At 31.6% G+C, this 3,637-nt stretch carries 4 protein-coding genes; all 4 read right to left on the bottom strand.

Annotated features, from left to right (window positions below):
• On the bottom strand, nucleotides 1-1,289 hold a 1,289-nt coding region (locus TY19_RS11050; RefSeq protein ID WP_042282587.1), incomplete at its 3' end, for a BTB/POZ domain-containing protein.
• Nucleotides 1,290-1,891: 602 nt separating this feature from the next.
• Nucleotides 1,892-2,143, bottom strand: a complete 252-nt coding sequence (locus tag TY19_RS11055; RefSeq protein WP_042282590.1) for a hypothetical protein — start codon at nucleotides 2,141-2,143, stop codon at nucleotides 1,892-1,894.
• On the bottom strand, nucleotides 2,133-3,311 hold the full coding sequence (locus TY19_RS11985) for a tetratricopeptide repeat protein (RefSeq protein ID WP_338140286.1): 1,179 nt from the start codon (nucleotides 3,309-3,311) through the stop codon (nucleotides 2,133-2,135). The genes TY19_RS11055 and TY19_RS11985 overlap by 11 nt, the downstream gene beginning before the upstream one ends.
• A 35-nt stretch (nucleotides 3,312-3,346) precedes the next feature.
• Nucleotides 3,347-3,499 carry a hypothetical protein gene (locus TY19_RS16320; protein WP_158383190.1) on the bottom strand — a complete coding sequence of 51 codons (153 nt, stop codon included), beginning with the start codon at nucleotides 3,497-3,499 and terminating at the stop codon, nucleotides 3,347-3,349.
• Between the last annotated feature and the right edge of the window lie 138 nt (nucleotides 3,500-3,637).

Raw genomic sequence — 3,637 nt, forward strand, 5'->3', positions numbered from 1 at the left:
AAATGGGCTAATCCAGCATCCGTGAAATTTCCAGAATCACTTAAATCTAAATACTGTAAAGCGGTTAAAGATGACAAATGGGCTAACCCAGTATCCTTAAGCAGATAGCATTTACTGAGGTCTAAGTGTTGTAAAGCTGTTAAAGACGTCAAATGGGCTAATCCCGTGTCAATGGGAGTGTAGAATATTTTTAGACACAGCATTTTTAAATTTTTACAATTTTTTAAGGCTAAAAAATGAGCCTCTGTAAAAAAATCTTTTCCTGAAAGATTGAGTTCTTCTATGTCAGTTGAGAAATGATTTAAAATTTTCTCAAATTCGTTCACATGAGAAGTATTGTTTAATAAGCCACTCACCACTGTGAACTCTAAATAATTTACTAAATTATTTAACTGATGCAGACGCGCAAAATTTAATAGCTCTTTTAATTCTATGAGACTTTCTTCGCTCGAATTAAATAGAGCATCCTCTTCTGATTGATAGATCTTAATCAGCTGGTTTTCTAAGTTTTCTACCACATCTGTTAATTGGTAATAATGGGCTAATGCAATGGAACAAGGAATGTCTTCTACCGAAAGTTTAAAGTTAGCATCCATTAAGCACTGTAGTAAGTTAGTAAATTTTTTTTTTGTTATAGCAAGGGGATCTTGAAGCGTTTCTTGAAAATGTCCCGACCAAAGACTTTTAAAATAGGGTGACTTTTTCCTTAATAAAGCTAATTGAGAATAGGGTATGGTTAAAGAAGTTCCTCCTTGAAAGCTCAGTTTAACACCTTGGGGTGAAGGTGACAGTTGGGAAGGGGGAATTATTAAGGGATCTACTGTTTTTGGAAAATGACTGTTTGAGATATTTGAGTCTATTGAGTTATTGAAAGAGTCTATTACCAAATTGTTTTCATTCTTAGGATAATTAATAGTTTCTTGGTTTCGATTCGCAGTTATAAAAGGGAGGGCAAAATCCGAAATTTGGCTCGGACTTGAGAGAAACGTCCCAGATTCTGATTGAGTTGGGGCAAGATTAGAAATGACGAATTCTTTTTGTCCCCAAAAAACTTCCCTCCACTGAGATTGAAGCTGGTCTTTTTTGAGATAATTAAAGAATAAGTTGAGGAAACACTGAAAAATTGTTTTGCACAATAAAACAATTCGTTCAGAAAATTTTAAACGATCGTTTGATCGAATGTAAGAATGAGTGTCTGTATTGACAATGAAATGACTAGAATTAGATCTTATGTTCTGAATATTCAAAATTCCCACCCAAATTAGTTGAATCATTTTTAAATGATACATTATTTATTAATAAAATACTATACGAATAAATATCATCGCAATTTTAATCAAAAGGAATCTGTATTTAAATTTGTTATTGCAAAATAGATAAGGCTATTTCAATAAACTTATCTAATTTGATTAAAAATTTAATTCATTTAATTAATGATTAGTTTCATTCAAAATAGATTTTTGCAGAAAAATCTAAAATAATTTAGGATTTTAATATCCTTACAAAAATGTTTAGGACTATTAGAATAAAATTCTACCGAGTCATATCAAATAGTGTAATCTCTAAAAAATCGACTTAATAAAATTATTCTCTTTTTTAGTAAGGTAGGAGCTGCAAGAAGATTTGAACTATAATGGCATTAGTATGTCTATAACGATAATTAAAAATGACCATATTCATAACAGAAAGCAGAGTCATTGATGTTTTAACAGTGGACGCCAGTTTTATTCATAGACACCCAAAACAAAATTTTTTTATTAAAATGTAAAAAGTTTTATTAGATAAAAAAAGAGCACTTATCTTTTGGTATAATTGTTAATTCTGCTGAGGAATGAGTTTGGGCCTCAAATATCTATAAAAAAGCACTAATAAGTAAGTAGCTTTGTTACTTTTAAGTAATTTTTCCTATAAACAATAATTCATAAAGATCTTTGCCTTTTAATTTAGCACATGTGAGGCAAACATTGGGGTCCTGATTAATTTTTTCAAAAGATCGATAAAGTTTTAGAAGGTCTTTACCGGAACATTGAAAAGTAAATGTTGGATTTTCTAACATTGCATCTCTAATAACAGTAATTTCTGCTAGATTGGTTCCTCCGATACGTAAATAAATAGAGCGATTTTTAGAAGCTTTAAATAGCATTTTTCAATGCGTCTGGATTTCTATCTTGAAGATAAGCATCCACGTTGAGTTCTTCTCCTCTTTCTGGCAGAGCTTCATACATTTTATCTACCTTAATGATTGTTACTTGGTTTTGTTCTGTCAAAGGTTCTAACGTTTCAGTAGTTTGCGGATCTTCTTCCAATTCAATTTTCAACGAGTATCTATTGATATCATTTCCAACAAACACACAGGCATAAGTTTCTTGTTGAGTCGAAGGATTGACTAAATAGCGACATTTGAGAACTTTTTTTTCATTATAACCAGCCAGTTGAAAAGCTAAAAAAAGAGGAGAGATGTCTTGTTCAGGGCACATGAATGTCAACCGGGGATTTTCAATCATGGCTTCACAAATGATTTGTGCTTCTTGCCAAGATAAAGAAGGTCTTTCTAAAAAAATAGGGTGGTTACCATAGCTTTTTAAGATTTTTTCCAAAGTAGAAAGATCATTAACTTCCAGATAAGAGAGAATATTTACTTCTAAAGCAGTAGGGTGCAAAATACGGGGAAATAATGATTTTTCTGCTTTTTTATGTCCTTGAAGAGATGCCAGTTGATAATATTTAAATGCCTCTACAAGAGAGCGTATTAAACTTCCCCATCCTCTAGCATAATACTCACCCAATTGAAATTGACATTCGGGGTCATTTAATTTAACGCCTAATCTTAAATATTCAAGAGCCTCTTTTTGTGATTCTTTTACTTTTTTCCCGTAATGATAAAGCAAAAATAAATGCCTGATTGCTTTAAGATGCCCTTGTTTAGCAGCTAATTTGTAATACGATAACGCTTCTTTCCAGGATTCTTTAATATTTAAAAAACCATATTCGTAACATATGGCAATTTTATATAAAGCTTTTTTATGGCCTTGAAGTGCCGCTTGTTGATATAAATCGAATGATTTTTCCACTCTTTTGCCTAATTCATAGCATCTAGCAAGAATGTATAAGGCTTGAGCATATCCTTTGGCAGCCGCTTGTTGATAATAAAAAACAGCTTTAGAAATATCTTGATTAACTCCTTTTCCAAGTTCATAAAAGTTTCCTAAATTATATTGAGCTTGAGAATTTCCTTGATTTGCTGCTAATAGATAATAGTGAAATGCAAACTGATAGTTTTTTTCAAATTCATACTTTTTTCCTACTGCCAGCTGCGCCTCCGCGGAGCCTTCATCAGCCTTTTTTTTTAAATAAAAAAATGGTTTTCTTTGGGGCTTAAATTAGAATTTGGAATTTGAGTTGAGTGTAATTGAAGAGGTATTGCAGTCTTATTATTTTTTTGAAAAAGAGGACCGGAATCATTTAGGAAATTATCAGGTACATTTTCTGCTGTTTCCATACTGCCCCATTATTCTAAGAACCTGTTTAAAATCTTTTAATCGTGTATAATTGCCTTCAAAAAAAATTTGTAGGCAATAATGACGCATTCTTATCCAAGCGATATTTCTAGAGAACAATTTGATAAAATCAAGCCAAT

The sequence above is a fragment of the Candidatus Protochlamydia sp. R18 genome (assembly GCF_000648255.1).
GTDB classification, from domain to species: Bacteria; Chlamydiota; Chlamydiia; order Chlamydiales; family Parachlamydiaceae; genus Protochlamydia; species Protochlamydia amoebophila.